A 26,225-nucleotide genomic window follows, 5' to 3' on the forward strand; every position below is an offset into this window, starting at 1 on the left:
CGGCCCAGGCGGGGCCCGGTCGCGTAACACCGGTCGCCCGCCCCATCATCGCACCGTGCTCGGTGCAGGAGCCAGCAGCCCGGTGCCCTGGAACCACTGCAGATATCGGTCGATGAGCGCAGTGTCGACCACCGGACAGGTGATGCCGGTACCCGCCAGTCCTTCCCGGGCCCGACTGTCATCGAGCACGAGATCGCCGACGCCGGGAACATCCAGGTCGGCGTAGGTGCCGACGAGTAGCGCGGCGCGCCCGAGATCGCCGACCGGTTCGGCACTCGCGGCCAGCCGCTCGCCGAGTACCCGCTGGGCCTCTTCCGGGGTGCCGATTCGCACCGGGTAGCCCAGCCGGACGAGCCCGGCGAGCAGTTCCCGGACCGGTGTCGGCTCGGTATTCACCAGGTGGTACCGCTCGCCGCAGGCCGGTGCCCGGCCGATCAGCGCGGCCAGCGCGGCGGCCACGTAATCCACCGGTGCCAGCGAGACCACAGCCGCACCCGGATCCGGCGCGACACCGATCAGTGCCGCGGCGCGCACCAGGGTCCACAGCGCGTCGTCCGCGGCTACCGCTCCGGTGCGGGCCGAACCGGTGACCAGTCCGGGCCGGTACACCGCCACCGGCAGACCGCGCTCACCTGCACGGAGCACCAATTGTTCAGCGACCCATTTGGTCGCGACGTAACCGTGGCGCCCGACCTCCGCCGCGGTGATGGCGTTCCGTTCGGTGACGAGACCGGACCGGTCCCGGCCGAGAACGGCGTCCAAGGTGGACACCAGATGCACCGGGATCGTTCGCTGAGCGGTGGCCAGGCGCAGCACCTCCCTGGTACCGCCGATATTCGCGGCCCGCAGCTGGCGATAGGACGCCACATGATTGACCAGCGCGCCATTGTGGACGATGACGGCGAGCCGCTGCGCCAACCCGGTGAACGTCTCCTCGTCCAACCCCAGCCGGGGCCGGGCGAGGTCACCCGGTACCGCGATGACCCGGTCCGGTAGATCGTCGTGGGCCAGATCGAACGCCGACATAGCGGTACGCAGCCGAGTCAGACCGTCCTCCGGGGTGGTGGCGCGCACCAGGCAATACACGGTGCGCGTGCCGGAATCCAGCACCGCACGCAACAGGTGGGTGCCCAGGAACCCGGTCGCGCCGGTCAGCAGCATGGGGCCTTCCGAGTCCGCGGGCGTGACACGGTGCACCACGAAATCCGGATCGAGACGCGCGTCTTCGATCAATTGCTGGGCGAACGCCTCCGGGTCGTCGTCGTCCGCTGCCGAGGCCAGCGCTCGCACCGTCGCGGCGGTGAACAGGGTGCGGGGATCCACCTCGAGCCCTAGGTGTTCACGCAGTGCGGTGCGCAGCGTGAACACCAGTAGCGAGGTACCGCCGAGACCGAAGAAATCGTCCGTTGGGCCCACCGATGACACACCGAGCACCTCGGCGAAAACCGCGGCAATAGCCTGTTCGCGAGGGGTCATGGCCGATTCCTGGTACGACACCGCGGCAGTGATCGTGCGGGTTGCCGGACGCGCGATGCGCGCTTCGGGCGCGTCGATGATCTGGACGAGCTCGCCGACCCGGCAGTCCGGATCGGCATTCGCCGCGACGAGCAGAGCTAGGTATCCGTCCGCGAACGCGGTGACGGCTACTTCGTCGAAAACCGCGGTGTCATAGCGGAATACCGCGCGAGAGGGGTTTTCGTGAACGGTGACGGTGAGATCGAACTGTGTGGTCCGTTGCGGTAGCTCGAGCACCTCGACACTCAGACCGTCCAAAGCCAGCGGCGGCGGTGCGGGCAGGTTCTCGTAGGAGAAAACAGTGCGCAGCAGCGGATGGCCGCCGTCCAGGCGGGGGGCGTCCACAGCATCGGCAATCCGGTCGAACGGCATATCGGCGTGCTCGAAGGCATCCAACGCGATACCACGTATGGCGGCGACGAGATCACGGAACGAGGCATCGGGGTCGATCCGGATCCGCAGCGGCACGGTGTTGACGAACATGCCGACCATCCGGTCCAGCGCGGGGTGTCCGCGACCGGCCACCGGGGTGCCGATCACCATATCCGTGCAACCGCTGAACCGGTGCAGTAGCACCGCGTAGGCGGCGAGAGACACCATGAACGCGGTGCTGTCGCCGAGCGTCCGATCGGTCTCGATCGACGTGACCTCGACGGTTGCTCCCACACCGCTAGGTTCTTCGGGGCCACCGGCCCGGGTGGGCAGCGGCAGACTGTCGGGGACTCCGGCCAGTACCGTGCGCCAGTACTCCAGCTGCCGACTTGCGCGGCTGTCCGGATCGGTCCGGTCGCCGAGCAATGCGTGGTGCCAGCGGGAATAGTCGGTGTATCGCACCGGCAGCGGCGCCCAGCCGGGTTCGACGCCAGACAGAGCGGCAACGTAGGCGGCCATGAGATCGCCGGTCAGCGGACCCAGAGACCAGCCGTCGGCAGCGATGTGGTGTGCAACGAGTACGAGTACGTGTCCGTCGCCACCGACCCGGAACAGGCGGACACGAACCGGCAGATCGATGGCCAGATCGAACGGCCGGTACACCAATTCATCCACCGCAGCGTTGAGGTCCGCATCCCCGGAAACCTCACGTGGCGACAAATCCGCGGCCGCCAGCGCATCGTCGGTGGGCAGCACCCGTTGATACGCCGCGGCGCCATGTTCCGGATACACCGTCCGCAATATCTCGTGGCGGTCCAGTACGCCGCGTACGGCGGTGCCGAGCGCGCGCAGGTCCAGTCTTCCGGTCAGCCGGACGGCCACCGGCAGATGGTAGGCCGCGGAATCCGGCAGCAGCTGATTGAGCAGCCAGAGTCGCAGCTGGGCGGGCGCCGGCGGTACCGGGTCCGGCCGGGATTCGGCCACGAGTTCGGGCGCAGGCGCGGGATGCCGGTTCCTCAGCGCGGCGGCCAGCTCGGCGACGGTGGGCGAGTCGAAGAGCGTCCGCATAGGCACGCCGAGCCGGGCCGCGACCCGGCCGGCCGACAACGAGGTGCCGCCACGGTCGAAGAAGTTGTCCCGGGCCCCGATCGGTTCCGTGGTCTCCAGTACCTCGGCGAATACCCGCGCGACTCGTTCCTCGGCCGCGCCTGCCGGGGCGCGGAACTCGGCACGGCCGAACACCGGTGCAGGTAGTCGCCTGTTGTCCAGTTTGCCGTTGGCGGTCAACGGCAGAGTGTCGAGTATTTCGTACGCGGTCGGACGTAGGTATGCGGGTAGCTCGCGGGCGAGCCGGGCGCGCACCGTCGCACGTTCGATCCGGGCTCCGCGTTCCGGTACCAGGTAGGCGACCAGGTGAGTGCCGGTATGGGGATCGGTGTGGGCGATCACCGCGGCGCGGGCGATACCGGGGAGCGCGGTCAGCGCGGTCTCGATCTCCCCGGGCTCGATCCGGTGTCCGCGCACCTTCACCTGGAAATCGCTGCGACCGTGATAAACCAACCGTGGTTCGGGATCCTCGACGAGCGTCACCAGATCGCCGGTCCGGTAGAGCCGGCCGCCCGGACCGAACGGATCGGCGACGAATCGGCTCGCGGTGAGCCCGGGGCGGCGGTGGTAGCCGCGGGCCAGCGCTGGGCCTCCTATATACAGTTCGCCGAGTACCCCCGGGGGAACCGGTCGCAACGCACTGTCGAGGACCAGCGCGTGGAAGCCGCGCAGCGGCGCACCGATGGTGACCGGGCGACCCTCCTCGAGTTCACCGAGCGTGGCGATATCGGTGGCCTCGGTGGGCCCGTAACCGTTGCGGAGACACCGGCCCGGCGCCCAGGCATCGACGAGATCGGATCGGATGGCCTCGCCGCCCACCGCCAGCGCGCGTAGCTCGGGCACCGTCGCGGGGTCGAGGGTGGCGAGTACAGCCGGGGTGATGATGGCCATGGTCACCCGGGTCCGGCGAATGAGTTCGGCCAGTTCGGATCCCGCGACGACGTAGCGCGGTGCGATCACCATCGTGGTGGCGCCTGCCAGCGCGCACAGCTGCTCTCCCACCGCCATATCGAAACCGGGCGAGGCGTGATGCAGGGTTACCGAGCCGGGGTGCAGACCGAAGCGTTCGCGTCGTTCGGCGGCCAGGTTGGCCAGTCCGCCGTGGGTGACCATTACTCCCTTGGGGCGACCGGTGGACCCGGACGTGTAGACGAGATACGCCGGGTGCGCAGCGGAAAGCGCGGCGCCGCGCTCGGCATCGGTCACCGGGCCCGGATCGGCGGCCGGCGGTGCGTCGAGCAGATCATCGACGAGAATCCGGCTCATTTCGGCCGGCAGGCGGTCGCCGTGCTCGGCGGTGGTCAGCGCGAGCTGCGCACCACAGTCGGTGAGCAGGTAGTCGATCCGGTCGGCCGGGTACCCCGGGTCGATCGGCACGAACGCGGCGCCGGCCTTGGCCACCGCCCACACCGCGGCGACCGATTCGGCCGACCGATCAAGCATGGTCACCACCAGTCGCTCCGGCCCGGCACCGGCCGCTATGAGGGCACGGGCCAGCCGGTTGGTCCGGCGGTCGAATTCCCGATAGCTCCAGCGCCGTTCACCGTGCACCACTGCGGTGCCGTCCGGATTGCGCCGGACGGCGGACGCTATCAGCGCGGCCAACGGCTCGGCCGGCCCCGCCGACGGTCCGCGCCACGGCACCAGCGTCCGGCGTTCCCGCTCGTCGAGCAGATCGAAACCGCCGACTGTGGCGGCTGCGTCGCCGGTGAGATGATCCAGCAACCGCAAGAACCTTGCACCGTGTGCGGCCAGTTCGTCGCGGGTGTAGCGATTCGGGTTCGCCTCGAATTCCACCCGCAGGCCATTCGCCGATCCGGGGTAGACATTGAACGCCATATCCGGGACCGGTCCCGTCCCGAGCAGGTGCAGAACGCCGTGGGCCGCGCCGAGCTCGACCGCGGAGTGGAAGTTCATGATGTTCACCGCCGGGCCGAAGTCGTGACCGGTGTGCCGGTTTCCCGCCGGGAGGTCGCGGGAAATATCCTCCCCGCGGTAGCGCTGGTGGCGGAGGGCCCCGCTCATTTCCTCCCGGACCACACCGACCAGATCGGCGAGACAGGCTGAATCGGAAATCGGGAGACGCAGCGGGACGACATTGCTGACCAGCCCGGCGGTACGGCGCAATGCCGCGGTGGTGCGCGCGGCAACCGGCAAACTCAGCGATACTTCCACCGCTCCCGTCAGCCGAGCGAGGTAGGCACCGAATACGGCGACCAGAACCGTGGCCGCTCCGGCCCCACTGACAGCCTTCTCCGATGCCGTGGTGCGCGCCGCTTCCAGGTCCGCGCCGACCACGATCGCATACGGAGCGAGGTCGCCCGGGCGGGTGGCCGGGGAAACCGGCTCGGGTAGCCCGGCCGCGCGCGCAGCCCAGTACCGGCGGTCCTTCTCGTAACGCGTGGACGCACGGTAGGCCCGGTCTGCCTCCACGAGCACCTCGGGTGTGCCGGGTTCCAGCTCCGGGAGTTCGGCACGCACGCGCATCAGCTCGTACAGTTCGGCGGACCGGCGGGCCAGCATCATCGCGCCGTAACCGTCGAGCAGGAGGTGATGGGCCCGGGTATAGATGAGATGCCGCTCCGGCGCGAGCCGAAGCACGGCAGACTGCAGCGGCGGGTCGACCGTGACATCCATCGGTGTGTGCTGGTGCGCACGCATCCATTCCATCGCCGCGGCGCGCGGATCGGACTCGGCACTCAGATCGTGGACATCCAGCTCGTCGTATTGGTCGAACGCGGGCCACTGCCACGGTGTCCCGTCACCGTCGGCACCGAACCGCAGATAGACACCGAGTTCCCGAGCGGCACGGCGCCCGGCCGCCGCGTATACCGCACAATCGAGGGGGCCGGTTACATCGACATACTGGGCGATGGCGAACGGGATGTCGGAGTGTAGCTGCTGAGCGAACCATATCTCACGCTGCGCCGTGGTCAGTGGTGACAAACTGCTCGGGTTCGTGTGCATGGTGCATCCTCGATCACTCTGCCATGGCAGATAGGTAAGCCTGCCCTATCCAAGCACAGTCCTGTCTGTACGTCACGCTGCTGTTCCTGCTCTGGGGCGAGTGGACGAACTGGTGTGCCTCCCGCAGGCTCACTGGCACCGCCACAGGCGGCTCCGAAGCCGTCCCCGTTCTCGGCTTTCGGAACGGCGGTGACCACGCCGATGCCATGAACCGCTGGCGCGTCCGAGCCTGCCTGCGATCCCGTGGTCCGGCCACATCCGGGAGCACGCGCGTCCTGTCGGGCGGAGCCTGTGCGGTCCACGCTCCGAGGCCGCGCTCATGGCCGATTACGCCATCAGCCGGGGGTATCACGGCGCACTGGTGCTCGAGGAGCAGAGCAGCAGCACATGGCAGAACATCGCCTTCGCGATTCCCTACCTGGAGGGTGCGGATCGGATCAAAATCGTCTCACTGCCCGTGCACGCCGAGAAGGCCCGCCGTTATCTGGCGCAGCAACGCCCGGATCTGGCCCAGCGCCTGACGCGAGGTGCGGACTATCGGTTCGCGGAATGGATGCCACTGAAGCCGTTGGTAACGCTCTATATCCTCACGAAGCATCGCCGCACCCAACACATGCGTTGAAAGTTGTTGGTAGGCAGCACTTTACGAGACCGGCCAGAAATCCACCCGGCGGCGATTCCCTGCGCGCCGGCGAGGGCCGTGCCACACTCGAGGGGTCCGACCGTTACGTGACGAGAAGGTCAATGTATGCGTAAATCCATCCGGCTGTTCAGCTCCACCGCGATACTCGGTACCGCCGCCCTGGCAACGGCACTCGCGGCGCCGGGGGCCGGCGCGGAGGTCACCGAGGTGAGAGTTGCCGCCGGACCGGAAGGCCTGCGGGTCGTTGCACCTACACGGTGACCGCCGCGGTCGACGCACCGCCGTCCGAGGCGGGCGAGGTCACGATCATCAACAGTCGCGGCGGAGTACCCGGCGGCGGTGCCCGCCTCGGCCACGCCACGTATCACCCCGAGAACGGAACGGCCACGTTCGCCTGGACACCCGAGCACACGGGACGTCAGAACATCACCGCACAGCAGTTCACCCCGGGCCGGTACACCTCCGCGAAATATATCGAGGTAGATGTGACGGGATACGGTGTCGGCACCGGAAGTTCCTGCCTACCGCTCCCCTGACCCCGAGCGGACCGACCGTACGCAGCGAGGCCGGTCTGCGCCGGGCGAAGTGATCGACCGGTCAGAACTCGAAAGCCGTTCCGTATCCGGTGGTTTGGGCTGCCCCACCCGGGGTTCGGGCGTCGACGGTGACGAAGGGCATGGCCGAGGCCGGGGAGAGGCATCCGTCGACATTCAAGGGGGTGCCGGCATGGGCGAAGGTGTAGGGGAAGGTCGTCTCCGGCGTCAGATCGGTTTCGCCGACCACCACCGGCGCCACCGTCCCCGGCGCCAGATTCACCCCCACTTCGCCGGCGAGTGCCGATTCGACTCCGACACTGGGCTCCACGCCGACCAGCGGCGCGATCGTGACGACCGGTGCGGCGCCCTCCTCGAACGTGGTGGCGACCTCGAGTTCCGTATACGGCGCGATCGACGCGCCGCCACCGGCTTCCGGAGCGATCGCGATGGAGAGACCGTCGGAGACGTCCACCGCGCAACCGACCAGATACCCCACCACGATCCGGCCACCCTGCAACGCCGGCGCGCCGTCGAGCGCAACCGAGAAGTGCCCGGACACCTTCGTCGCATGACTGAACGGCACACCTGCCGCGATATCGCCGGCCGGCACCGAATTCGTCGAATCCACCGAGGCGATCAGACGTATCCCGGCGACACCGACCTGGCCGGGCGCGGCACGGGCGTCGGTTCCGAGGACGGCGGCGGCCACGGCCACGGCCACTACGGTGACCACCGCAGCGGTACAGGAATGCTTGCGGTTCATCGCGCTCCAATCGAGGAGGTATCGAAGCGGAACTTGACAAACGAATCGGCATCAGCGAGCCGAGCCCGGGAGGCAGCGGTGCGGTACCTCCACCTGCACTTCGGCCTCGGCATCGGAATGCCGGCCGATCTCGGGTCTCGCTCATGCCCGGAATGCCGCGCACCCGGGCAACACTGCCCGGCGTGTGCAGACCGGAAGAATACCGGCTGTGCAGCCCGGCGAGCCGGGTCGCTCCGGCGCGTCGCCGACAAATCCCGGACTGCCGGCGGCCGGCGCCGTGTCATCCGGCGCCGAGTGCGTCCAGGATCATCGGGCGTGCGGTGGCGATCGCCCGATCCCAGTAGGGCCAGGTGTGGGTGCCGTTGCCGATATCGACACGAGCCGCGATACCCAGGGACGCGACCCGGTCGCCGAAGATCCGGGCGGCGGTCATGGCCATCGCCTCCAGCCCCATAGCGTTCACGGTGTTCCCGGCCCCGTACGGCACATCGGGAAGCCCGGGCACACCGTTGCCCGCCGAAATGTACATCGGCAGGCCACGCAGCAGTTCGGCCTGGACGGTCGGATCGTGACGGGTCCAGGCGGGATCACCGGCTGGTCCCCACATATCGTCCACGTTGAACCGGCCCTCGTCCCACATCGCGGCGCGCACCGCCTCGTTCCACATCGGGAAAGTGGGATTGACGAAACCGGAGAACGAACCGGCGAACCGGAACTGGTCGCGATGGTGCGCGGCCAGCGTCAGCGCCGCCCCACCGCCCATGGAGGCGCCCACGATGGCGTTGTCGGTGCGCGATACTCCGTAGCGGGCCAGGAAAGCGGGGAGTTCCTCGGTGAGAAAAGTTTCCCATTTGTACGTGGTGGCCTGGCCGTTTGTGCTGCTCGGCCGGTACCAGTCGGCATAGAAACTGGAATGCCCGCCGACCGGGAAGACCAGCGTGATGTCGTCGCCGGCGAAGTGTCGCAGGACATCGGTATCGCTGACCCACTGACTGTGATCGCGCGGTGCCCGCAGGCCGTCCAGCACATAGAGCGCCGACCCACCACCGCGTGCCGCCCACTGCACCTGCACCTCGATCGGCCCCATACCGGACGGCACCATAAGTTCCTGGTACTCACCGGCCGGAGCCCGCAGCACCGGAGTGCCGAGCGGCGCCGCAGCAGCCACGACCGCACCGGACCAGATGATGAGCAGGACCAGCACACCTGCCGCACCTGCCTTCCGCAGTATCCACCGCCTGAGACGCTTGTCCGAACGCACCCTTGAACCCCGCAACCGATCGCGCGAAACCATTTACGAGCACGCTACCCAAGCATCCGCGAATCCGCCCGCGTGCACCGGCCACTCGAAGACTCGGCGGGTAATGCGCTCGGCCACCCGGCCGGCACGAGGCACCCATTTCACACCTCGAGCGGGTCGCCGGAATTTACGTTTCCTTGGGATGCCGGTTCACTCACCGGGAGAAATAATTACGAGTCGATACTTCTCCCGAGCCGCATACGCCGGGTCGGGAGAAGTATCGACACAGTGAATCAGCTCGATCGACATTGCGGGTACCTACCGGCGTCCGCCCGATCGGGCTTCGAGTAATAGGACGATCACATGACTGTGACGCAAGAGGTTTCGGAGTCCGCTCCCCCAGAACTCGGTGGCGGACTCCCCGTCCTGGGACATGTGGTTCCATTCTCCCGTGACCCGGTGAAGTTTCTTGTCGGAGCGCAACAAGAACTGGGTGACATTTTCTCCTTCCGCGTGCTGGGCCGGAAATTCACGGTCGTCTGCGGACCGAAGGCGAGCGACGCCGTATTCCGCGCCTCCGACCACACCATGGGGCGCAAGCGCGCGTACCGGTCGATGACGCCGGTATTCGGAAAGGGCGTCCTGTTCGATCTTCCGCCGGAACAGTTCAAAGAGCATGTCGGCTTCCTGCAGCCCGCATTGGCGGCCAAGTCGGTATCCGGTTATCGTGCGGCGATGCTCGACGAGGTCGAGCACTACGTCGCGGGGTGGGACACCGAGGGAACTGTCGACCTCGTCGATGTGATGAGCGAGCTCTCGATCTTCGTGGCCACGAGATGCATGATCGGTCCGGTCTTCCGCCGCCGGGTGGGGCCCCGTCTGGCGCCATTGTTCGACGATCTCAAGGCAGCTGGCCGCCTGGGATGGCTGGTCGGCGAGAATCTTCCGCTGCCCGCATTCCGCCGGCGGGACCGCGCGAGGACAACACTGATCGAACTGATCACCGAGGAGATCCGCGCCGCACGGGCGAACGGCAGCACTGCCGATCCACTCGTCGACCATCTGCTGAAGTCCCGGTATTCCGACGGGCGTGGTCTCACCGATGATGTGATGGCGTCACTGCTATTGGCGGTCGTGGTCGCGGGAGAACACAACACCGCCGCGGTGGCTGCCTGGACGGGAGTGCTTCTGCTGCAAGACCCGAGCCGTGCCACACGGGTCGCAGCGGAGCAGGCGCGGTTCTCGGCTCCCACCGACGACATCCGCGCCCTCGGCGAACTGCGCAGATGCGTCACCGAGGCCGGCCGGATGCATCCACCGACAACGCTGTTGCTCAGAGATGCCGACGAGGACTTCCTCTACAACGGCTACCGAATCGCTCGCGGCAGCACGGTGATGCTGTCCCCGGCGGCCTCCCAGCGTCTCGTGCATGTATTCCCTGATCCCCACCGATACGACCCCGATCGTTTTCCCGACGGCCCGCACAACGCCAATCCGAACCCCTTGCTCACCTTCGGCGGAGGTGGACATCGCTGTACCGGGATGAACTTCGCCTATCAAGAAATCATGATTATGTGGAATGTCCTGTTCCGGCATTTCGAATTGGAATTGGTGGACAGCGATATCCGCCCGGACTACAACGCAACCACGGCAATACCCATCAAACCCTGCCGCGTCCGGTACCGGCGCCGTACCCCGGTACCGGGTGGCGAATCCGCCCGGACATCGGCGGAAACGTCGACGCCGAAGTCCGAATCATGAGCGGCAACACCCACCACCCGAGCCCCGAGTCCGAATCGCTGGACGGCCGGGTGGCGGTGGTCACCGGCGCAACCAGCGGCATCGGAGCGGCCGCCGCGACCGGTCTGGCCGAACGGGGCGCGAACGTCGTACTGGTGGGGCGAGACACCGACCGGCTCGACGCCGTCGCGGCTGCGGTCGGCCCGTACTGTTCCCCCGGCAACGACTGCGCGACCTACTTCGCCGACCTGACCGATCTCGGATCGGTGCGTGCGCTGGCGCGCCGGCTCGGGGCCGAGTACCCGAGGATCGATGTGCTCGCCAACAACGCGGGTGTAGCCGTCAAGCACAAAGAACGTACCGGAGACGGATTCGACCTGGTATTCCAGACGAACTACCTTGCCCATTTTCTGCTGGCCCAGTTGTTGCGCCACAATTTGTCGGGCGGACGGATCATCACCACATCGTCCGTGGCACATTGGGCCGGCCGGTTCGATCCCGGCCGACCGGACCGGCAGCGCCGGGTGGGCAGGTTGTTACCTCGGTACGGCTCCACCAAACGGATGAGCATGCTGTTCGCCGCCGAAGCAGCTCGGCGATGGCCGGATATTCTGTCGGTCTCGTTCCACCCAGGATTCGTCCGCACGCCGTTCATGCGCCACAGCGTTTCGGCTCGGTTGCTCATGGCCTGGCATCCGGCCGGCCGCTCCCCCGCCGAGGGCGCCGATACCCTCCTCTGGCTGGCCGGCCACGACCGTACGGCACTCGACAACGGTGGCTACTACTTCGACCGGCGCCGGGCACGGGCCCACCCGCAGGTCGGTGACGCGGCGACCGCCGAACGGTTGTGGCGATGGAGCCTCGACGCGATCGGTCTGCAACTCGGACAGGTGCCCGCCGATCTCGCTTGACCATCTGCCGATCCCGTACGCCCAGAAAGTGGCCATGGAAACATCCGTCCATCCCGGTTTCCCCCTCCCCGAAGCACACCAATGCCCCTTCGGACCCGCCGCGCTGTCCTTCCGTCGAGCACTCCCGGTACAGAAGGTGCGCTGTCCCAGTGGTATCGACGCCTGGCTGGTCACCCGGGCCGCCGAGATACGGGAACTACTGGGCGACGCCGAGCGATTCAGCAACCGTCCGGCCCCCAACACCCATCTGCTCACTCATATCGTTCCGGACAGCCCGGCGGCGGACGGTGACTTCACGCGGATGGACGGCGAAGCGCATCAGCGGTTCCGTCGCCTGTTCGGTCCCGAGCTGATGTCGCGGGCCAATCTGACCCGATATGAGCCGGTGATTCAGCGAATAGTCGACAATCGCATCGATTCCCTCGCGGCGCTGGATACACCAGCCAACCTGCACGAACATTTCGCCCAGCCGGTTGTCGCGGCAGTACTCGCGGAGCTTTTCGGTATCCCGCCGCACCATTCGGAGATCATCGAGCGCACCACCTCGCGAGCGTTGGACACCCGGGCCACCCCGGAGCAGACGCTCGAAGAACAACTACCGCTGATCGAACTCATGTACGGCCTTGTCACCGAGCGCCGCAGGTCACCGGGTGACGACCTGCTCAGCAAGATGCTCATCAGGGCCGATGGCTGCGACGACCCGATCTCCGACCTCGAACTGATGGCCATGGCGATCATCCTGCTCGTCGCGGGGGGCGACAGTACCGTGAGCGCCTTCCTGTCCGCGATTCAGGCCTTGTGGGACAACCCGGCACAGTTGGCCGCGTTGCGGGACGCCCCCACTGCGATACCTCTCGCGACAGAGGAGCTCATCCGCTATGCCGCGATCAGCCTGGGCGGCCTGCGGATGGCGACACGTCGCACCGAACTCGGCGACCGGACTATCGAGTCGGGTGATCTCATCGCGGCGTTCCTGCCCGCGGCGACCTGGGATCCGGCACACTTCCCCGATCCGGAACACCTCGATATCACCCGCAGCGGCAGCGGCCATCTCGCTTTCGGGTACGGAGCACACTTGTGCCCGGGGCGCGGACTCGCTCGTATGGAGATCCGGATAATGCTCGAAACGATTCTCCGCCGCATCCCGACTCTTCGTCCGGCCGGGTCCCCGGACGAGCGCCGCTACCGCACCCACAATGTCGTACTGGGCCCGGCAGTACTCCCGGCCGCGTGGGATTTCGTAGCGCCGGCCTGATACGCACCGCGATACGCCGATCGCACCCGCTCGTCACTTCGCCGCTCGATCCAACAGTAGGAACGGACATGGTGAAATCACTATCCACTGGCACCCCCACAGCTCCCGGGCCGCATCGCAGCCCCTTCCGGGGTACCGGACGCTGGCTCGGCACCCGCTCGTGGTTACCGCACGCGGCACCGGTCATCATCTGGTGGGAACGGGTACTACGCCGGGCAACACGTAACAGATTCGGACTGGGCGAGCTGGGTGGAACCACCGTCGCCCTGATCACTGTCCCCGGGCGACGCACCGGGATCCCGAGGACTACGCCTGTTTTCTACGTACCCCACGACGGCGGCTTCCTCGTGGCGGGGTCGAACTGGGGGCGCGATCGGCACCCGGATTGGTCGGCGAACCTGCTGGCCGCGTCCGAGGCAACGGTGACGGTACGAACCACGTCCTACCGGACCCGTGTCCGGCCCGTCGACGGCGCGGACCGGGAACGGTTGTGGCAGGTACTGGTTACTGCGTGGCCGGGATTCGAGACAGAAGCCGATATCGCGGACCGGAGAAACTTCCGCCTTTTCTTGCTGGAACCGACGACGGTGGTCGACACCCCACCCTCTGTCCTCTCTCCCCGCCAGCAGATCGATACGAGGTAGACAATGACCGATATCGCGCCGGCCTCCGCCGTCCGGTTCACCGGAAACTCCACCGCCACATCGGCCGAGCGGTACGCCGCACGTGACCTCCGCGCCGGACCGCCACCTTTCCCGCACGGCTGGTTCGCCGTCGCGTTCTCCGACGAAGTTCGCCCCGGCACCGTATCGACGCGCCGTTTCATGGACCGCGAGATCGTCGTCTACCGCACGCGGTCCGGGACCGCCAGGGCCATCGAATCGTATTGCCCCCATCTCGGTGCGCACTTCGGGCACGGCGGCACCGTGGCAGGAGAAGAAATCCGCTGTCCTTTCCACGGCTTCCGCTTCGACACCTCGGGGCGGTGCACATCCACCCCCTACGGCTCCCCGCCACCGGCCGCGCATCTGGGCACCCTGGAGATGCGCGAAGCGCTCGGGGTGATCCTGGTCTGGCACGGAGCACCTGGCATCGATCCGTGGGAACTCGAGCTTCCCGAGATCGACAGCCGATGGCGCCCCATGCGCTACGACACGGTGGCATTGCACGGTCACCCGCAGGAGATCACCGAGAACGGCGTCGACTCCGGCCATCTCGCGGTTCTACACGGATTCGAGCAGGTGAAGGCCACGGCGAAACTCACCACCGCGGGGCCGCGCCTGCGGGCCGGCTATTCGTTCCGCAAACCTCTGCCGTTGTCGAAGGGGGTCGCGGCGGAGCTGTCCATCGACGTCCAGGGGTTGGGATTCTCCGTGGTCGAGGTCGTGACGAGTGCGGGTTGGACCATACGAGAGCTGATCCTCCCGACCCCGGCCGGTGGTCGTGAGGTGGAGGTGCGGATAGCCACGATGCTGCGGACCCGTTCCACCGGCCGGGCGAGCCGGTTCGCCTGGACGTCGGTCGAGGCGATCGTCGAGCGAACGTCGCTGCGATCGCTGCGGTCCGAGCTCTTGCGGGATCGCGAGATCTGGCAGCACAAGAAATACCTCGGGCGGCCGGCCCTGGCCGCGGGAGACGGCCCGATCGGCCCGTATCGGGCCTGGGCTCGACAGTTCTACCCGGACGCCTGATCGAAGGTCGGAATGACAATCGGTAATCACTCACGGCGGCGACACGGTTCGTCGTGCACGGTCGAACCGCGCGCCGGCCCGCTGCTCCCGGCTCCGCTGATAATTGCACCAGCCCGGTCGGCTCGCACGGCCGGGTAGCCCTGCCTGTCCATGCGCCGATGCGCACCCGCACCCGGTACCGACTGCGGGCCGCTGACCACGCCGAGCGGTCACCGCGACCGACCGCTCGTCCGTCGCGCGGCAAAGAAGCGGCTGCTCACACGGCGAGGTAACGGCCTCCAAGACGTACTCGACAAAAATACGTGCGAGTAGCCCCCACACGCTGTGCATTTTCGTGCAGTGTCGGGGCAGACTGGCCCAAACGTACCCGCAACCCCGCCCGACCGGGCTCGTGCTTGCGCAGGAAGGAGTCGGCGAGTGTTCAACCGCATCGCCATCGTTAACCGTGGAGAGTCCGCCATGCGGCTCATCCACGCCGCCCGGGATCTGTCCGCGGAAACCGGGCAACCCATCGAAACGATCGCCCTGTACACCGACGTCGACCGGAACGCGACGTTCGTACGGGAAGCCGATGTGACCTACGACCTCGGCCCGGCATCCGCACGCCCGTACCTGGACCTGAAGGTCCTGCGCAACGCTCTGCTGGCGACGAAGGCGGACGCCGCATGGGTCGGCTGGGGCTTCGTCGCCGAGGATCCGGCGTTCGCGGAACTGTGCGAAGAAATCGGCGTGACCTTCGTCGGTCCCGGTCCGGAGGCCATGCGCAAACTCGGCGACAAGATCGGCGCGAAGCTGATCGCCGAGGAGGTCGGCGTGCCGGTCGCGCCGTGGAGCCGCGGCGCGGTCGAATCGCTCGACGATGCGCTGGCCGCCGCGAGCACTATCGGTTACCCGCTGATGCTGAAGGCGACCGCCGGTGGCGGCGGCCGCGGTATCCGCGTGATCACCGACGAGTCGGAACTCGCCGACGCCTACGAACGCACCCGGCAGGAGGCCGTCCGTGCGTTCGGCAGCGGCGTGGTGTTCCTCGAACGGCTGGTCACCGGCGCCCGGCATGTCGAGGTCCAGGTGATCGCGGACGGCCAGGGCACCGCATGGGCGCTCGGAGTGCGCGACTGCTCGGTGCAGCGGCGCAATCAGAAGATCATCGAAGAATCGGCTTCGCCGGTGCTGAGCCCCGAGCAGACGGCCGAACTGAAGGCCTCCGCCGAGCGGCTCGCGATCGCGGTCGACTACCGCGGCGCGGCGACCGTCGAGTTCCTCTACCACCCCGGTGAGCAGCTGTTCGCGTTCCTGGAGGTCAACACCCGGCTCCAGGTCGAGCACCCGATCACCGAATACACCACCGGTTTCGATCTCGTCCGGGCGCAGCTGCATGTTGCCTCCGGAGGCAAGCTGGAAGGTGAGCCGCCGGCCGAACGCGGCCACGCAATCGAGGCCCGGCTCAACGCGGAGGATCCCGACCGCGATTTCGCGCCCGCTCCCGGCCGTATCGCGCACCTCGACCTGCCCGCCGGCCCGGGTATCCGCGTCGATACCGGCGTCAGCGAGGGCGATACCATCCCGGCCGATTTCGATTCCATGATCGCCAAGATCATCGCCTTCGGGAGCAACCGTGAACAGGCGCTGGGCCGGTTGCGCCGCGCGGTCGCGCAGACCCGGGTGATCATCGAGGGCGGCGCCACCAACAAGAGCTTCGTCCTCGACCTGCTGGATCAGCCCGAGGTGATCGATGCCAGTGCCGATACGGGCTGGATCGACCGGGTGCGCGGTGAAGGCCGGCTGGTCTCGCACCGCCACTCCAGTGTCGCCCTGGCCGCCGCCGCCATCGACGCCTACGAAGAAGAAGAGCGGGTCGAACAGCATCGCCTGCTGTCCACCGCCGCCGGCGGCCGCCCGCAGGTGCAGCACGACAGCGGCCGGCCGCTCGACCTGAAGTTGCGCGGTGCGAGCTACCGGGTGCGGGTCGCGCGGATCGGTGCGCATCGGTTCCGGGTCGGGATCGAGGCGGGCGCCGATGCCCGCACCGCCGATGTCGACCTCGAACGTTTCGACCGGCACACCGGGCAGGTCGTGGTCAACGGTGTGCGGTATCGCCTGATCACCGGCACGCACGGGCCGGTCCACCTGGTGGATATCGACGGCGTGACCCACCGCATCAGCCGTGACGAAGGCGGCGTCGTCCGTTCGCCCGCCCCGGCGCTGGTGGTGGCCACCCCGCTGGAGGCCGGTGCCGAGGTCGAGGCCGGTGCCCCGGTTCTGGTGCTGGAGAGCATGAAGATGGAAACGGTGCTGCGTGCACCGTTCCGTGGCCGGGTGAAGGAGATCGGTGTCTCCGTCGGCACCCAGGTGGAGACGGGGGCGCCCCTGCTGCGCCTGGAACCGCTGGCCGAGGACGATGCCGGCGCGGATACCGCAGCCACCGTATCGGTCGAGCTGGACCTGCCCGCCGAATCCGCCCAGGTCCTGCCGCACGAGCGGATGACCCGCGGCCGGCAGGATCTGCGCAGCCTGCTGCTGGGATTCGATGTCGACCCGCACGACGATCGCCGCGTCCTCGACGACTACCTCACCGCACGCCGCGCGGCCGTCGCCGATAACCACCGGCCGCTCGCCGAGGAACTCGAGCTGATGCAGGTGTTCGCCGATCTGGCCGAACTCAGCCACAACCGGTCGTTCGACGACGACGGCGGCGGCCGCAGCCATGTCCACAGCGCCCGCGAATACTTCCACACCTACCTGCAGAGCCTCGATGTCGAGCGGGCCGGGCTGCCGGAATCGTATCGGGCGAAGCTCGCCGCGGCTCTCGGCCACTACGGCGTCACCGAATTGGACCGCACCCCGGCGCTCGAGGCGGCAGTCTTCCGGATCTTTCTCGCTCAGCAGCGTCCCGCCGACACCGTCGAGGTCATCTCGACCCTGCTGCGGGAGTGGCTGCGCGAACCGATGCCCGACGGAGTGCTGCGCGAACCGGTCGGTCTCGCCCTGGAGCGGCTGGTAGCGGCGACCCAGGTGCGGTTCCCGGTGATCGCCGACCTCACCCGCGGCCTGGTCTTCGCCTGGTACGGCCAGCCGGTGCTGCGCCGCAACCGGGCCCGCGTCTACACCGACGCCCGCAAGAACCTCAGCTACCTCGACGCCAACCCGGATGCGGCCGACCGCGGCGAACGGATCGCACAGATGGTGAGCGCCACCGAACCGCTGGTGCGGTTGCTGGGGCAGCGGCTGTCGCGCGGTTCCGCGGACAACACGGCAATGCTGGAGGTGCTGACCCGCCGCTACTACGGCAACAAGGACCTCACCGATGTTCGCACCCGGCAGGCCGGTGACTGCACCTTCGTCGTGGCCGAACGCAAGGGCGTGAACCTGGTCTCGGCCGCGGTGAGCTTCGATTCCCTCGCCGACACCGTGCGCGGACTGGCCGAACTGGCGACCGGTACCGCCTCCATCGAAGCCGATATCTACCTGTCCTGGGAGAACCAGCCCGAGGATTTCGAGAGTATGGCGGCGGCCCTGCACGAGGTGCTCAATGCCGCGCCACTGCCCAATCTGGTGCATCGGATCACCGCCACCGTCGCCGGCAGCGATAACGCGGTCATGCACCACCACTTCACCTTCCGCCCGTCGGCCACCGGCCTGGACGAGGAACACCTCATCCGCGGACTGCACCCGTATATCGCGCAGCGGATGCAGATGAAGCGGCTGCACAAGTTCGATCTCACCCAGCTGCCGTCCTCGGACAACGAGGAGGTGTACCTGTTCCGGTGTGTGGCCAAGGAAAACCCCGCCGACGAACGTCTCGTCGCGTTCGCCCAGGTGCGCGACCTCACCGCGCTGCGTGACCACGACGGCCGGCTGGTCACCCTGCCGACCGCCGAAAGCACCATCGCCACCTGCCTCGATTCGATCCGGCGGGCGCAGGCCGGGCGGCCGGCGGCCAAACGGCTGCAGACCAACCGCATCGTCATGTACATCTGGCCCACGATCGACATCACCCGCGGCGAGCTGGAGAAGATCGTCGAGCGGGTGCGCCCGACCACGGTCGGCGCCGGGCTGGAGGAAATACTGCTCATCGCCCGCCAGCCCGATCCGAAAACCGGTGAACTGGTCAAACTCGCGTTGCGGATCACCTTCGACGCGATCGGCGGCACCCAGGTCGTCGTCGGTGAGCGTTCCGACGAACCGGTGGAGCCGCTGGACGAGTACCGCCAGAAGGTGCTGCGCGCCGCCGGCCGCAATGCGGTGTACCCGTACGAATTGACCGATCAGCTCGGCGATTTCACCGAATACGATCTCGACGCCGACCACACGCTGGTCCCGGTCGACCGGCCGAAGGGCCGCAACACCGCCGCGATCGTCGCCGGTGTGGTGACCACCCCGACCGACCGGTACCCCGAGGGCATCACCCGCGTGGTGCTGCTCGGCGATCCCACGAAATCGCTGGGCGCGCTGTCGGAACCGGAATGCCGCCGGATCATCGGCGCGCTCGATCTGGCCGACCGGATGCAGGTTCCGCTCGAGTGGTACGCGCTGTCCTCCGGCGCCCGGATCTCGATGAGCTCCGGTACCGAGAACATGGACTGGGTGGCGGCGGCGCTCAAGCGCATCGTCGAATTCACCCAGGACGGCCGCGAAATCAACATCGTGGTCGCTGGTATCAATGTCGGCGCCCAGCCGTACTGGAACGCCGAAGCCACCATGCTCATGCACACCAAGGGCATCCTGGTGATGACCCCTGATTCGGCCATGGTGCTCACCGGTAAACAGTCGCTGGACTTCTCCGGTGGTGTCTCCGCCGAGGACAACTTCGGTATCGGCGGCTACGACCGGGTGATGGGCCCGAACGGCCAGGCGCAGTACTGGGCGCCGAACCTCACCGCCGCCCGCGGTGTCCTGATGTCGCATTACGATCACACCTACGTCGCGCCCGGCGAGGACTCCCCGCGGCGGGCGACCACCACCGACCCGGTGGATCGCGATATCTCCGACTTCCCGCACGTGCTGGCGGACAGCGGTTTCACCACCGTCGGCGAGATCTTCTCCCCGACTGCCAACCCGGACCGCAAGAAGCCGTTCGATATCCGGACCGTTATGCGGGCACTGTCCGATCAGGACCACGATGTGCTCGAACGCTGGGCCGGAATGGCCGACGCCGAAACCGCGGTCGTGCAGGACGTCCATCTGGGCGGTATCCCGGTCTGCCTGCTGGGTATCGAATCCCAGAACATTCCGCGGCGGGGTTTCCCGGCGACCGACGGCCCCGACACCTACACCGCGGGCACCCTGTTCCCGCAGTCGTCGAAGAAGGCCGCGCGGGCGATCAACGCGGCCAGCGGTAACCGCCCGCTGGTCGTCCTCGCGAACCTGTCCGGCTTCGACGGTTCACCGGAATCGATGCGCAAACTGCAACTCGAATACGGCGCCGAAATCGGCCGTGCCATCGTCAATTTCGACGGCCCGATCGTGTTCTGCGTGATCTCCCGCTACCACGGTGGCGCGTTCGTGGTGTTCTCGAAGGCCCTGAACCCGAATATGACGGTCCTCGCCATCGAAGGCTCCTTCGCCTCGGTCCTCGGCGGCGCCCCCGCCGCGGCCGTCGTGTTCGCGGGCGAGGTCGGCAAACGTACCGCCACCGACGCCCGGGTCCGTGACCTGGAGCAGCGCGCGGCGAATGCGGGCGGCACCGAACGCGCCGCCCTCACCGCGGAACTCGACGAACTCCGCTCCTCGGTCCGCGCGGAGAAACTGGGTGAGGTCGCCGCGGAGTTCGACGGCGTGCACAGCATCCAGCGCGCCGTCGAGGTCGGGTCGGTGGACGCCATCATCCGCGCCGCCGAACTGCGCCCCCGCATCATCGAAGCCATCGAGGCGCGGCTGGGGTGATCTGATCGAGCGGTGCGCGCGGTGGAAGTGTGCACCGCCCAAGCCCTGCTGATGCCCTCGCCGACCCCAGCGGCGAGGGCATCGTTTTTTACCGCAGCACGAGCACCACGTCTGCGTGCAGCGTCACAGGGCGCTACAAAACGGTTCGCACCAGGCTCGATTACCGGGGCGGCAGAATCCCCTGGCCGTTCATCACCAGGCCGCCGTTGACGATGGCACCGACGAGGCAGCCGGGCAGAGCGCCCACGATCAGAAGGACGAGCCCGATAAGGGCACCGATCCCACAGCCGATGGCCGCGCCCAGGATGAGCGTTTCGTTACTGGCGATATCCTTCAGCGGCGCAGTCGGCACCGGCGCACCGTTCGCGGCAGCGGCGGGACGGTCGATGGTCAGGGAGGTTCCGGCCGCATCCACCTGCGCGTCGAGACGGACCTCCTGACCCGCGACCTGATACACCAGCGGCACCTGTTCCAGCACTTCGCCGTCTGCTGCGACGACCTCGACCGAATTCTCGGTAACCGCGAAAGCGCCCGATGTGAGTGTGGTGGTCGCGCTGGAGCGGTCGGGGGACCACGCCATCGAATACCCCACATTCCCATCCACTTTCCCGGCTACCGGATGCGCCATACTCGCCTCACCGTGTGCGGTACCGGCCATGACGCCGACTGCCGCAGTGGAAAGCAACGCCGTTGCGGCGATTTTGGCGAATTTCATTGTGCATGCCCTATCTGTGTTCGAAGTGCGGATCGATCGTGTGGATGATCGCATACCCGGCAGGATTCATTACCGAAATATCTTTCGCCGCTTGGTGATTTGCGTATATGCGACAGTCACGCTCGTGCCGGAACAGACCCATCACCATATACTTCTCGAGCTCACGGCGGACAAAACAGTCGTCCGAACTTGTCAGTTCTGGGAGCACAGCCTCGGCATTGCCGCGCAGTACGGTTCCGATACCAGCAGGATGTGGTCGCAGCAAGACACCGGGACAAGCTGGTACCGACCGCTGGTAGTCTTCGATCAGCATTTCTGCAGGTCGATCCCTGCGGACAGCCGCTGAATCCCCACGAGGAGCTGACTGTGACGGCATCGCATCCCGACAAGCACCCTCGGATCACCGCCGAAGAATTCCTGAATGCCGAGCCGGATGACCTGAGCGGCACATTCGGCGACGTCGAGATCGTGGACGGCCTCGTGGTGCGCTTGATGGCACAGAGCGAGGCACACAGTCGCGTGGTGCGCCGCCTCGCCGCCGCGCTGGAGGACGCTCGCGACCCCGCCGGCCCGTGTCTGCGGATAGGGTCCTATACCGCTGTCCGTTTCGCCGACGCGGACGATCACCGGGCCGATCACCGGCTCAACGTCCGCTATCCGGATATCTTCGTCCGGGACTGCGAACCCTACGATGTGAACACCGTTCGCGACCATATCGCCCTGGTTGTCGAAGTCGCTTCGAAGAGCACGGTCGATTCCGACACCACCGAAAAACACAAACTGTATGCGCGCACCGGCATTCCCGGTTATTTGATCGTCCACTTCGACAAGAGCTGGGAAACTATCGACCGTATCGAGGAATACCGCCTCGACTGGTCCGGATTACGGTACATGCCCCACAAAGTCCACCGCACCGCCTTGGTCCTGGACACTCCGGTTACCCTCGCCATTACCTTCGACGCCCTCCATCGTCCCTGAGCAGCACATCCGCCACCGCCGACAGAAGCGTGGGCCGTCACCGCATATCAGCGGGCACCCGACGCCTCACGACCCGGCATTACCGCGGGGCCGTTCGAGCTCCCGCGCTCGAGCCACCACTGGGCGATCAGCAGCGGCACCGTCCAGCCCAGCCACGCCACGGTCCCGCCGACGGCTTGGCCGAATAGTTCTTCGCTGCCGCGGAAGGTGGTGTCGAGCTGCGGTGCCAGCGCGATTCCGACCAGCACACCCCACACCCGGTTGGTGATGATCGAGACGGTGAGCGCGAAGCTTCGGATCATCCACCGGCGATGGTCGGCGTAACGGCGCTGCCGGGCGGCCCGGAAGCCCTGCAAGGTACAGCCGAGCCAGATGACGGCGAGCAGTAGATTGCTCGCCATGGCGACCGGACCGAACGGCGTCGTGGCACCGAGGACCAGCGCCGCTGCGCCGGCGGGCAACACACCCGCCACAACGTATATGCGCCCGGCGTACCGGTGTACGGCCGGATACTTCCGGCGGAACCGTGGCCATACCTGGATACAGCAGGTGAGCATGGCGATCGACCCGAAGATCACGTGCGCCACCAGGAACGGGTAGTGCACAGCGACGCCGGGTTGCTGAACTCTCGACAGATCCGGGTCGAAGGTGAGGTACCGCGGTAGCGAGATGGCGACGAACAACACCGCCACAGCCGCCAGCGGGAGAATCCAGGGGCGGCGCCACCAGCGGGGACCGGTTGCCGGTCGCGAACGGTGTCGGTGCGCTTCGCTTATCGTGTCGTCGGTGGTCACGAATCGACGGTAGGAATCCAGAGTACGGACACACATCACTCTGCGGAGCGGCCCGTGGGACGACCATGCGCCACCGCAGTCCTACCCAGCTACCGGTCTTCCCCCGAAACAGTCACACCCCGGTCGCGGCCTCGGCCGCTGATCGGTTCTCCTCACTGGGCCAGCGGGGAACAAACTTGCCGGTACGGGTGCGAATCAGTTCTCCCGCGGCAGGAGTTCGGTAGCAAAACGATCCAGGAAGCCGTTCGACGCCGCACCACCCGCGGGTACCACCACGAACTTGCTGAGCCCGGCCGCGAGATAACCGTCGATCAACCGGTGCAGATCCGGCCAGCTGCCCGCCACCAGATCCGCCGGATCGGTCTCCGGCCGCTGCTGCCGGAGCTGCGTCACCAACCGGTCCGGGAGACCGTCCTGCGCGATCAGCACGGTGATACCGAAATGATCGGCCTCGATCTCTCGGCCGGCCGCGGCCGCGGCCGCATTGATCGCGGACACTCCGGCTGCGGCTTCGGCCGGAGTCAGGAAGCTACCCAGCCAGCCGTCGCCGTAGCGGCCGATACGGCGGAACGCGGCCGGTGCGCGCCCACCGAGCCAGATATCGGGTGGGCGGGCGGGTCGTTTCCCGATCCCGGCGCCGCGCACCGAGAAATGTGCACCGTCGAAATCCACTTCGTCGGCGCGCAGCACCGCACGCAGCAACTCCAGCGATTCGTCGAAAACGCTGCCGCGCCGGCCCGTCACCGGGAACAGGTCGAGCTCGTTCACCTGCGCCGGTTTCAACCCGAACACCGGCAGCACCCGTTTCGGAGCGAGCAGGGCCAGCGACGCCAGCTGCTTGGCGACGAGCACCGGATGCCGGCCAGGCAGAATCGCCACCGACGTGCCGACCTTGAGGCGTTCGGTACGTGCGAGCGCGACCGCCATCCCCACGACAGGGTCGACGGCCGGGGCGTGGACGAGTTCGGAGAACCACAGCGAATCGACTCCCGCGGCTTCCAGCCGATCCACCAGGGCCGGTAGTTCCCCGGGGTCGGTATCCGAGCCGGTCCCGATACCGAAGCGGATCTTCACCTGGCACTCCTTCGTCACCGGATACGTTCCTCGCACAACACACGCTCCGGGACAGGCATTCCGGACCGGTTCCGGCGCGGCACATACCAGCACGCAGCCCGCCGGGTTCCCGCTCGTAGCGCAGATCACTCGGCGAGGGTTTGCCCCGGCTGCAGCGTCGGTCCGCAGCCCTCCGCCTGCTGTTTCTCGACCAGCGGTGGGATAGCCGTAGCCGCATACTCGCGAAGTTGCCCAAGTTGGCGCTGATCGTGCACAACGTCTTTACGGACCCAGTCCTCGTCCGGCACGGTGGGGTCCTCAGAGCGTTGTAATACGTAGTAGTCGCGCATGACGCGGGCGTCGCTGGTGATGTTGTTCTCCAGCCATGGCCCGTGCGTATGGATGAAGGTGGGCCGCAGCTCCTCGAATACATAGTCACCGAAGGTGGTGCGGTCGTTGCCGGCGATGATGTCGGCCATTCGAGTATGGGTGAGACCTGCCATATCGATCAGCTGCAACCGCGAAGTCAGCGCACTTCCGCCCATATCGGGGGTGAGCAGGGTGCCGCGCGGGATACGGAGAATATCCGCGTACCCGTTGAACAGGCGGCCGAATCGCAGGGCGATCCAGCACACAGGCACATCCTCGTCGGCACTGTATGCCGCGGATTGTCCGGCGAACGCACAGCCGGAGGGGATCGCGGCACCGATCAGACCCAGCGCGACCAGAGCCCGTCCGTGTTTCCGCAGTCGCGCCGCCAGCTGACCGACGGACAGCACGAGAACGACCGCACCGAGTGCCCACACCGGGGTGGCGAACCGGAATTGCGCCATCCAGTCCGGTTCCAGGACGCAGTAGGCGACCACCGCCAGAACCAGCGGCACCAGCAGCGCGACAGCGCCGTCACGCCACCTGCCCGGCGGCCACAACGCGAGCCCGCCCACCATCACGGCCGCCAGCACCGCGGGAACACCCGCATACTGCACCAGCTCCCCTGCCCGGGCCAGATCGTATAAGGAGGGCAACGACTGATGTTTGGCGACAGCGGTATTCGGAACAAGCCGGCCGAACTCGGTGATCCGCCACAGCAGATAGGTCCCGTACGGAATCGCGAACGCAAGTCCGGAATACAGTCCGCACCGGAGCGCGGCGGGCCAGGTCGCGCGCCGCATCAGGATCACCGAAGTCAACGGGTATGCGGCCAGATAGATCAGTCCGTCCGGACGGGTCAACGCGGCGAACGCGGCCAGCGCACCGGCCGTCACCGCGACCGCCGGTGTCCACAATCGGTCGTCGAGCACCGCCAGAAACAGATGCGCAGCCAGGACACACACCGTCAGTGCGAACAAGGCGTTTTCCAGGCCGGAAAAGCACCAGATCACGAAGGAGGGTATCGAGGCCAGAACAGCGCCTGCCGCAAAGGTGACCAGGGCGGGCCACCGTGATACCCGGCGGGCGGCGGCATAGCACGCGGCGAGGATCCCCATACAGCAGATCAGCGCGACCGCCTTCGGGTAGAGGGCGTAATCGGGGATGCCGAAAAGGGCACCGCGGTCGAAAAGGCCACACCATTTGCCCACCATCAACACGAAAAGCCAGGTCGGGTTGGAGAACCCTTCCACCGGCTCGGCGCCGGGCTGCAACACCGGCCCGAATCCCTCGGCGGCACTGCGCGCGTACGCGAAGGTGATGCCCGCATCGTCGACGATCCAGCTGCCGTATTCGGCCGCACGCCAACCCAGCAGGGCAGCACCACCCAGCACGGCCGCCGACGGAGCCGGCCACGACCTGGCGCGGCGCTCCGGCTCTTTCTCCGAGACCTCGACTGCACCGGGTAACTCCGCCGTCAGCACTGCAACACCCCTCCGCATGACCGTGCTCGCCCGCCATGACGAAACCGGCGCCGCACGATGGGCCACCTTGCCGACTCCGGGCGCCGATGGCAAGCGGGGTGGTGAATTCCCTTGTGCTCTTGTACTTGACGGGACGGGCCCCCTGATCGGTCAGCGCGGACAGTGGTGACTACCGCGGGCGCTCAGCGCGCGAATCGGCCCGATCAGCG

At 67.2% G+C, this 26,225-nt stretch carries 18 protein-coding genes; 10 read left to right on the forward strand and 8 right to left on the reverse strand.

Going from position 1 to position 26,225, the window contains the following annotated elements; genetic code table 11:
- Positions 1-45: 45 nt before the first annotated feature.
- Positions 46-5,961 (reverse strand): non-ribosomal peptide synthetase, encoded by a 5,916-nt coding sequence (locus tag NFL01S_RS17205; protein ID WP_062976443.1) that lies wholly within the window; start codon positions 5,959-5,961, stop codon positions 46-48.
- A 319-nt stretch (positions 5,962-6,280) separates the two neighbouring features.
- On the opposite strand from NFL01S_RS17205, the gene NFL01S_RS36545 reads away from it, so the two are divergent.
- The 3 genes from NFL01S_RS36545 (at position 6,281) to NFL01S_RS17215 (ending at position 7,140) form a co-directional block, all read left to right on the forward strand.
- Positions 6,281-6,583, forward strand: a complete 303-nt coding sequence (locus NFL01S_RS36545; RefSeq protein WP_210744733.1) for an ElyC/SanA/YdcF family protein — start codon at positions 6,281-6,283, stop codon at positions 6,581-6,583.
- Between the two features lie 126 nt (positions 6,584-6,709).
- Complete coding sequence (locus tag NFL01S_RS35535; RefSeq protein WP_157116611.1) at positions 6,710-6,865, forward strand: hypothetical protein; 156 nt, start codon at positions 6,710-6,712, stop codon at positions 6,863-6,865.
- A complete protein-coding gene (locus tag NFL01S_RS17215) occupies positions 6,862-7,140 on the forward strand; it encodes a hypothetical protein (RefSeq protein ID WP_062976445.1) in 279 nt (92 codons plus the stop codon). Before NFL01S_RS35535 ends, NFL01S_RS17215 begins: the two co-directional genes overlap by 4 nt.
- Before the next feature lie 61 nt (positions 7,141-7,201).
- Here NFL01S_RS17215 and NFL01S_RS17220 read toward each other — a convergent pair whose 3' ends face one another.
- Both NFL01S_RS17220 and NFL01S_RS17225 read right to left on the reverse strand, forming a co-directional pair.
- Entirely contained in the window at positions 7,202-7,903 is a 702-nt protein-coding gene (locus tag NFL01S_RS17220) for an MspA family porin (protein WP_062976447.1), read from the reverse strand.
- Between the two features lie 280 nt (positions 7,904-8,183).
- Entirely contained in the window at positions 8,184-9,179 is a 996-nt protein-coding gene (locus tag NFL01S_RS17225) for an alpha/beta hydrolase (RefSeq protein WP_245670734.1), read from the reverse strand.
- Positions 9,180-9,506: 327 nt separating this feature from the next.
- Between NFL01S_RS17225 and NFL01S_RS17230 the strand changes: the two genes are divergently transcribed.
- The 6 genes from NFL01S_RS17230 (at position 9,507) to NFL01S_RS17255 (ending at position 20,623) form a co-directional block, all read left to right on the forward strand.
- Positions 9,507-10,904 (forward strand): cytochrome P450, encoded by a 1,398-nt coding sequence (locus tag NFL01S_RS17230; protein WP_084492765.1) that lies wholly within the window; start codon positions 9,507-9,509, stop codon positions 10,902-10,904.
- Positions 10,901-11,794, forward strand: coding sequence for an SDR family NAD(P)-dependent oxidoreductase (locus tag NFL01S_RS17235; protein WP_062976452.1), 894 nt, complete (start codon positions 10,901-10,903; stop codon positions 11,792-11,794). The genes NFL01S_RS17230 and NFL01S_RS17235 overlap by 4 nt, the downstream gene beginning before the upstream one ends.
- A gap of 34 nt (positions 11,795-11,828) precedes the next feature.
- Complete coding sequence (locus NFL01S_RS17240) at positions 11,829-13,049, forward strand: cytochrome P450 (RefSeq protein ID WP_062976453.1); 1,221 nt, start codon at positions 11,829-11,831, stop codon at positions 13,047-13,049.
- A gap of 68 nt (positions 13,050-13,117) precedes the next feature.
- Positions 13,118-13,693, forward strand: a complete 576-nt coding sequence (locus tag NFL01S_RS17245; RefSeq protein WP_084492772.1) for a nitroreductase family deazaflavin-dependent oxidoreductase — start codon at positions 13,118-13,120, stop codon at positions 13,691-13,693.
- Positions 13,694-13,696: 3 nt separating this feature from the next.
- On the forward strand, positions 13,697-14,740 hold the full coding sequence (locus NFL01S_RS17250; protein ID WP_062976455.1) for a Rieske 2Fe-2S domain-containing protein: 1,044 nt from the start codon (positions 13,697-13,699) through the stop codon (positions 14,738-14,740).
- A 417-nt stretch (positions 14,741-15,157) separates the two neighbouring features.
- Entirely contained in the window at positions 15,158-20,623 is a 5,466-nt protein-coding gene (locus NFL01S_RS17255) for an ATP-binding protein (RefSeq protein WP_062976457.1), read from the forward strand.
- A 160-nt stretch (positions 20,624-20,783) separates the two neighbouring features.
- Here NFL01S_RS17255 and NFL01S_RS17260 read toward each other — a convergent pair whose 3' ends face one another.
- Together NFL01S_RS17260 and NFL01S_RS17265 are read right to left on the reverse strand one after the other, a co-directional pair.
- Positions 20,784-21,338, reverse strand: a complete 555-nt coding sequence (locus NFL01S_RS17260) for a DUF8020 domain-containing protein (protein ID WP_062976459.1) — start codon at positions 21,336-21,338, stop codon at positions 20,784-20,786.
- 10 nt (positions 21,339-21,348) lie between these two features.
- Positions 21,349-21,651, reverse strand: a complete 303-nt coding sequence (locus NFL01S_RS17265; protein WP_062976461.1) for a hypothetical protein — start codon at positions 21,649-21,651, stop codon at positions 21,349-21,351.
- A gap of 53 nt (positions 21,652-21,704) precedes the next feature.
- Between NFL01S_RS17265 and NFL01S_RS17270 the strand changes: the two genes are divergently transcribed.
- Complete coding sequence (locus tag NFL01S_RS17270) at positions 21,705-22,316, forward strand: Uma2 family endonuclease (protein ID WP_062976463.1); 612 nt, start codon at positions 21,705-21,707, stop codon at positions 22,314-22,316.
- A 47-nt stretch (positions 22,317-22,363) separates the two neighbouring features.
- Here the strand turns inward: NFL01S_RS17270 and NFL01S_RS17275 are convergent, their stop codons facing one another.
- The 3 genes from NFL01S_RS17275 to NFL01S_RS17285 form a co-directional block, all read right to left on the reverse strand.
- A complete protein-coding gene (locus NFL01S_RS17275) occupies positions 22,364-23,110 on the reverse strand; it encodes a DUF2306 domain-containing protein (RefSeq protein ID WP_210744732.1) in 747 nt (248 codons plus the stop codon).
- A 195-nt stretch (positions 23,111-23,305) separates the two neighbouring features.
- The gene (locus tag NFL01S_RS17280; RefSeq protein ID WP_062976465.1) at positions 23,306-24,184 is read right to left on the reverse strand and encodes a TIGR03854 family LLM class F420-dependent oxidoreductase; all 879 of its coding nucleotides are present in this window, start codon (positions 24,182-24,184) and stop codon (positions 23,306-23,308) included.
- Positions 24,185-24,309: 125 nt separating this feature from the next.
- Entirely contained in the window at positions 24,310-26,016 is a 1,707-nt protein-coding gene (locus NFL01S_RS17285) for a hypothetical protein (RefSeq protein ID WP_245670736.1), read from the reverse strand.
- Positions 26,017-26,225: the final 209 nt, after the last annotated feature.

It is taken from the genome of Nocardia flavorosea NBRC 108225 (genome assembly GCF_001613385.1).
GTDB classification, from domain to species: Bacteria; Actinomycetota; Actinomycetes; order Mycobacteriales; family Mycobacteriaceae; genus Nocardia; species Nocardia flavorosea.